This is a genomic window from uncultured Methanobrevibacter sp., from assembly GCF_902771435.1.
Taxonomy (GTDB): Archaea; Methanobacteriota; Methanobacteria; order Methanobacteriales; family Methanobacteriaceae; genus Methanocatella.
This window is the reverse complement of sequence record NZ_CACXXB010000051.1, coordinates 1-6563: the sequence shown is the minus strand read 5'-3', so window position 1 is coordinate 6563 and position 6563 is coordinate 1. Positions and strand designations below refer to the sequence as shown.

Below are 6563 nucleotides of genomic sequence, written 5' to 3'. Positions count from 1 at the left end.
GATAGTCATATCCTCCCCGAGGGAATATATGTATGAAACCAGAAACATTCTTGAAAAGTTCTTCCCCGATGAGGACCGTCTGGTATTGATTGAAGGCGGGGAAACACGCCACGACACACTTACTAATTCCGTAAACTACATAAACGAGATAAAGGAATGTGAAAATCCGATAATCATCAAGCATGCCGCCGCAAGGATTTTCGTTTCAACAGAAATGATAAGGCAGTGCATAGAGTATACAAAACAGTACGGTGCCGCAGGTCCCGTCTTAAAGTCAACAGATTTCATGATATAGTGCACGTTCAAACACCGCAGGGCTTCAGGCTCCAGGAATATCTCGAAACGGTCAATGACCTTACAGAAGAGGAGATAAAAAACGTCCATGACCTGATAAGCATATACTATCTCAGAGGAAAGGATGTACATCTGTTTGACGGCGAGAAAAGCAACTTCAAAATCACCACTGCAGTTGACGTGGAGATTGCAAGGTCATTTCTTTTGGATGATGATTGATACAGCTTTTAAGCTTATTTTTCAAAATTTTCATTTGCCTGCTTCAGCAAACTCAAGCATTTCTCGAATTCCTCTTCAAAACCTTCTCTTTTTTTCAGTTTATCTACACGGCTGTGGAAATTAAGCCTTTGAGGTATCTTGTCGTAGTCTTCACCGTAAATCTGTGTGAGGTAATGGTCCAAATCATTAGGGCACGGATAGGTTCTCTCGGCAAATTTCATCTCTATTAACGGAAATACCTTTTCTGTTTCTGTTATCCTTGGGGAGTTGACCTTTCCCTTTGGAGTGTCGACTCCTATAATCATGTATTCTGCCTCATCAAGGCTCAAGTTCAGTGACTTGTAGACCTTTTTCATTGATTCGGTCTTGTCCCCGCCGGCGAATATGTCGTCGTTGAATGCGTTTCGGGCATGTGCGTAAATCTCTTCGATGTCTTCTGGAACTTCAGATATATAGTCCATAGGGAATATGTCAACGGCTGCGAAAATATTTCTTGAGAACTTGACTGAGACTGTAACAAAGCCTATTACCCTGTTGTTGAATATCCTGCATTCGGGGTATCCTACAATGCCTTCAAGATTGCTGTTTTTAATCTCATCACCTATGATGTTCTTGAATTTCATGTAGTCCCTTCTAGGCATTGAAATGTCCATGTCGTCGTCCCATGGGACATATCCTCCGTGTCGTTTTGCACCAAGTGCGCTACCGCAGTCAAGCCAGAAGGTAATGTCGTGCTTTTTGCAGACCTTTTCGATAAAATCAATCAGTTCAAGGCACAGATCCTGAGTGTATTTAAGAGCCCCTTTTGGAGTCAGCTCATAGTCCAGATACAGCTTGTTGAAGAGCCTGTTGTATGACTTTAAGGTCTTGTCGGTATTCTTCTGTTTTTTCTTGAGTGACTTTACTTCCTTATTCAGTTTCTTAATCTCTTCAGCAAGTTCGCCGGACAGCATCTCAGACTCATTCTTGTAGTGATTGTACATGTCGCTGCTGTCGAGAACTTTACCCTTTATCTTATCCCTAAAAGACATTGAAAACACCATCAATTAATCTATATATTGTCTTTAATAGTATTAAAAATAGTTGCTTTTAAGATATATGAAAATTTAAAAAAAAGGATTGAAAATAAGTTCAATCGTAAAATTTACCGAGGAAATCTTTCATCCTCTGGTTGTCTGATGAAAATACCTCATCAGGAGAACCTTCCTCAACAATCACTCCACCGTCCATGAATATGATTGTATCTGCAACGTTACGTGCAAAGGCCATCTCGTGAGTTACAATGACCATGGTCATGTGCTGAGCAGCCAATTCCTTGATTACGGTGAGTATCTCACCTGTCAGTTCAGGGTCCAATGCAGAAGTCGGTTCATCGAAAAACAGTATGTCTGGATTCATTGCAAGAGCACGTGCAATTGATACCCTCTGCTGCTGACCTCCTGAAAGCTCACAAGGATACGCATCTTCCTTATCTGACAGTCCCATCTGTCCTAGAAGCTTGCGTGCATGTTCAAATACCTCTTTCTTGTCTCTTTTCTGTACACGAATCGGTGCATTTGTAATGTTTTTCATTACGGAATGATGCGGGAACAGGTTGAAGTTCTGGAAAACCAGACCAAAGGTTCCGTCAAAATTAATCTCACCGCTGTCTTCCTGTTCAAGGTCGGTGATGCATCTAAGCAATGTAGACTTTCCTGACCCGGAAGGGCCGATGATTGCCAACACCTCTCCCTTTTCAACGTTAAGAGAGATATCCTTTAAGACTACGTTGTCATCAAAACTTTTTTTAAGATTTTTAACTTGAAGTAAACTCATATTATGCTCCTCCTATTCATAATAATCCAATCTTGCTTCAAAGCGTTCCATTACAAATGCTACAAGCATGTTGAATAAATAATAGAACAAACCAGCTACGAGCAATGCAGAAATTGATGCTTCTGATGCTGCAATCTGTTTAGCAACTGTAAACATTTCAGGAATTGCAATAACGAATGAAAGAGAAGTATCCTTTACAAGAGTTATAACTTCATTAGTAATTGAAGGAAGAACTACCTTAATCACCTGAGGCAATATGATTATGAAAAAGGTTTCCAGTTTACTGTAACCCAATACCTGAGCTGCCTCGTACTGTCCGCTATTGATTGACTCTATACCGCCCCTGTAAATCTCAGCGAAGTAAGCCGCATAGTTTATGGTGAATGCGATGATTACTGCTATGAATCTGTAATCGGCGGAAAGATTGATTCCAAACACATAATATGGTGCAAAAAATACTACAATCAACTGTAACATCAATGGTGTACCTCTCATCACAGAAATATATATCTTTGCAAGCCACCTGATTGGTGAAAACCTACTCATTCTTCCTCCGGCAACAACTAAACCGAGAGGAAGAGAGAATAAAAGAGTAAGCAAGAATATTTCTATGGAAGTAACCATGCCTCCAAGTAATAATTCTATTACTTTACTTAACATCATGTTAACTAATTCTCCCCTCTAAACTAATTAATTTATGGTTGGATTAAAGCATCTTCAGAGATACCGTATTTTTGAGCGATTTTAGTAACGTTTCCGTCTTTAAACATTTCGTCTAAAGTTTTTTGTACTTGATCTTTCAATTCGGTATTTCCTTTTTTGAATCCAACACCGTATTTTTCGGTTGTAATTGACTCATTCAAGATTATGAATTTGTCGGTAGCGTTCTTTTGGGTGATTTGGTATTCAGCAACACCTACATCCATAGCTACAGCGTCACATGCACCTGATTCGAGGTCCATGAAAGCAGTGTTATAGTCAGCAACTTCAGTTAATGTTTTGAAGGTGTCAGCAATGGTTTTGTTGTCACCTTGAAGAGCTGCCAATGCAGATGAGTCTTTTTGTGTTTCTACGATTTTATCTTTTAATCCGGAAATATCACTGATGTTGGATTCTTTTTTAACAACAAATATTTGTTTGTTGTCGAAGTATGGGTTGGACCATAAGTAGTCGTTTTCCCTTCCATCAATGGTAAATCCGTTCCAGATACAGTCAATGGAACCGGAATCCAATTCGGCATCTTTAGCATCCCAATCAATTGGTTGTGCTTTGAATGTCCAGTTGTTTCTTTCACAAACTTCTTTTGCCAAGTCTAAATCGAAACCAGTGTAGCTTCCATTTGCGTCTTTAAATCCGTAAGGTGGGAATTCCGCATCAAAACCAACAATAAAGGTACTGTTGTCATTTGCGGTAGCGTTATTTGAAGAACCACCTAAAAAGTCAAATAAACCTGCGCTTGCGGTACCTACCATCATACAAGATATGAGGACCAAAGCTAATATAATACCTATCTTTTTTTTCATTTTAAAACACCGAAATAGTTATAACTATATGTAGAATTTTTTCTACATTTAATATTTTATTCAAGGCAATATTTATATTTATAATAAAATTTCAATTCGGGCGAATGAATTGTGAAAATGATTTGAAAAATCTATTGGAGAAAATATTTAACCTGAACCCATCATATATTTAAGTAAGCTTAGGAATTGGTTGAAATGAAGAAGTGCAAAATATCCCTGATTATCCCTGTCTTTAATGTTGAGGAATATCTAACAAAAGCCCTGGATTCAGTTGTATCACAGACATTCGGATTCGAGAATATTGAAGTTATTCTGGTTGATGACTGCTCAACAGACGGCAGTGCAGATATCATAAGGAAATATGCAGATAAATATGACAACGTCAGGGGATTTTATCTTGATGAATGCAGCGGATTTCCCGGAAAGCCAAGAAACATCGGCCTTGAAAAGGCAACATCAGACTACATAATGTTTCTTGATTCCGATGACTGTCTGGAAAATACCGCCTGTGAAATGCTATACAATACAATCATTGCCGAAGATGCCGATATCGTAAGCGGAAGCTTCACCACAATAAACAAGAAAGGCGTTCGAAAGCTCAATGAATGGGCATGGACAATAACATTGACGTCACCGGACCTTGAAAAGGACACAAGAAAGAAAATGGCAAAGGAGCTGCTGTCGGAGAGTGACTTCAAATATGTTGTAACTGACCTTGATGAAAAACCGACCGTTCTTGGCAATTCAAACATATGGTGCAAGATTTATAAAAGAAGCGTCATTGAGGACATGAGATTTCCAGAAGACATTGTCGCCCAGGATTCAGTATTTCTTTTGGAATCATTCTATAGGGCAGATAAGATAGTTTTCATTAAGGATATCATTGTGCACTACAACAACAAAAGGGTAAAGGACGAAAACAGGTCAGTCTCATTTGAAAAGACAAACAGGAATCTCTACGGCAGGATAAGGGCCTATGACTTGATGAACGACATAAGCATAAGGTATGACAGAAAAGAACTTTTCGACTACTACCTTTTAGGCACAAAGCTTGACTACTGGTATGAAAAATACCTCCTGGAAACCGAAATTTCCGCTGCGGATTTAAGGGATCTCTTCAATAAATACTCACATCTTTTTAAGGCATCATACATGGCAGGCACAGGACTTTCAGAAAATACAAAAAAAGTGTTCGGCCAGATATATGAGGACAACATTGACAATGCCGTCAATCTAGTTTTAAATCCTCAAAATCCGGAAAGTCCAAAGAAAAATAAAAATGGTTCTGTCTTTAAAAAAATAATGAAAAAAATAAGGAAATGAATACACTAACAGCCGATTTGGTAAAGTTCAAATCCCTTATTTTCAATTTTCTTATCGTAAATGTTTCTTCCGTCAAAGATTATGCTTTGGTTCATCCTTTCCTTAAGAAGTTTAAGGTCGGGATTTCTGAATTCCTTCCATTCGGTAATCAGTATCAGAGCATCGCTGCCGTCGATTGCATCATATCTTCTGTTTGTAAACTCGATTGAGTCGAGATATTCATCGCCGATTGTCCTTTTAAACTCTTCAGTTGCCTGTGAGTCGTATGCCCTTATTTTGGCTCCACGGTCAATGAGTTCTGATGCAACGACAAGTGAGGTCGCCTCCCTCACGTCATCCGTTCCCGGTTTGAATGAAAGGCCCCATACGGCAAATGTCAGGCCGCTTAAATCCTCACCGAACCTGTCCACCACCTTGTTTACAAGCACCATCTTCTGATTTTTGTTTACCTTTTCAACGTTTGACAGTATCTTAGGTTCATATCCGTGAGCCTTTGATGTATTTATAAGTGCCTGAACGTCCTTTGGAAAACAGCTTCCACCATATCCGCATCCCGCATATATGAAATCGAATCCGATTCTTTTGTCAGATCCTATTCCCAGACGCACGTTCTTGACGTTGGCTCCTGTCACCTCACAGATGTTAGCTATCTCGTTCATGAATGATATCTTGGTTGCAAGCATGGCGTTTGCAACGTATTTGGTCATCTCGGAGCTTCTGATATCCATCAGAACGAACCTGTCATGGTTTAAAACGAAAGTTGAATACAGATCCTTCAGCGTTTCAAACACTTCCTCGCTTTCAGCGCCGATTACGACACGGTCAGGGTGAAGGCAGTCCTCAATCGCATGGCCTTCCTTTAGAAATTCGGGATTGGAAGCTATTGATATTTTAACCTCAGAGCCCTTTTCCCTTAAAATATTGTTGATGTGACTTTCCACCTTAAATCCTGTGCCGACAGGCACGGTGGATTTGACGACAACAAGCGAATCATGTGTAATGTTGTTTGCGATATCTGAAGCAGCTGCGAAAATATAGTCAAGGTTGGCGCTTCCGTCTTCGGACATAGGGGTTCCCACTGCAATGAAAATGATGTCGGTTGCATCCAGAGCCTCCCTGATGTCTGTGGTGAATATCAAATCACCCTTTTCCTGACTGGTTTTCACAAGTGTTTCCAGATTCGGTTCAAAGATTGGCAGAATGTTGTTTTTAAGCCCATCAATTTTTTCTTCATCAATATCTACACAGTAGACCATGTTACCCATTTTTGAAAAGCATGCTCCTGTAACAAGGCCCACATAACCAGTTCCAATAACAGTAATATTCATAATTTTGTCTCGCAAAAATTAATTAGATTCAGTTAAATATCTCTTTCATCAGATATAAAAA

Annotated in this window: 8 protein-coding genes; 3 read left to right on the top strand and 5 right to left on the bottom strand. The window is 39.4% G+C overall.

What is annotated here, in order from left to right; all coding sequences use genetic code 11:
- Together QZU83_RS09645 and QZU83_RS09640 are read left to right on the top strand one after the other, a co-directional pair.
- Positions 1–295, top strand: a 295-nt coding sequence (locus QZU83_RS09645; protein ID WP_295611790.1) for a 2-C-methyl-D-erythritol 4-phosphate cytidylyltransferase, incomplete at its 5' end; no start/stop codon positions are given.
- Positions 295–513, top strand: coding sequence for a 2-C-methyl-D-erythritol 4-phosphate cytidylyltransferase (locus tag QZU83_RS09640; RefSeq protein ID WP_295611789.1), 219 nt, complete (start codon positions 295–297; stop codon positions 511–513). The genes QZU83_RS09645 and QZU83_RS09640, both read left to right, overlap by 1 nt.
- A 14-nt stretch (positions 514–527) precedes the next feature.
- Here the strand turns inward: QZU83_RS09640 and QZU83_RS09635 are convergent, their stop codons facing one another.
- From QZU83_RS09635 to QZU83_RS09620, 4 genes are all read right to left on the bottom strand, one after another.
- Positions 528–1544, bottom strand: coding sequence for a phosphorylcholine transferase LicD (locus QZU83_RS09635; protein ID WP_295611788.1), 1017 nt, complete (start codon positions 1542–1544; stop codon positions 528–530).
- Positions 1545–1644: 100 nt separating this feature from the next.
- On the bottom strand, positions 1645–2328 hold the full coding sequence (locus QZU83_RS09630; RefSeq protein ID WP_295611787.1) for an amino acid ABC transporter ATP-binding protein: 684 nt from the start codon (positions 2326–2328) through the stop codon (positions 1645–1647).
- 12 nt (positions 2329–2340) lie between these two features.
- Positions 2341–2991 (bottom strand): amino acid ABC transporter permease, encoded by a 651-nt coding sequence (locus tag QZU83_RS09625; protein WP_295611786.1) that lies wholly within the window; start codon positions 2989–2991, stop codon positions 2341–2343.
- A 32-nt stretch (positions 2992–3023) separates the two neighbouring features.
- Positions 3024–3851, bottom strand: coding sequence for an amino acid ABC transporter substrate-binding protein (locus QZU83_RS09620; RefSeq protein ID WP_295611785.1), 828 nt, complete (start codon positions 3849–3851; stop codon positions 3024–3026).
- A 195-nt stretch (positions 3852–4046) separates the two neighbouring features.
- Between QZU83_RS09620 and QZU83_RS09615 the strand changes: the two genes are divergently transcribed.
- Entirely contained in the window at positions 4047–5174 is a 1128-nt protein-coding gene (locus QZU83_RS09615; protein ID WP_295611784.1) for a glycosyltransferase family 2 protein, read from the top strand.
- 5 nt (positions 5175–5179) lie between these two features.
- On the opposite strand, the gene QZU83_RS09610 is transcribed toward QZU83_RS09615, so the two are convergent.
- Positions 5180–6502 carry a UDP-glucose/GDP-mannose dehydrogenase family protein gene (locus QZU83_RS09610; protein ID WP_295611783.1) on the bottom strand — a complete coding sequence of 441 codons (1323 nt, stop codon included), beginning with the start codon at positions 6500–6502 and terminating at the stop codon, positions 5180–5182.
- Positions 6503–6563 lie beyond the last annotated feature (61 nt).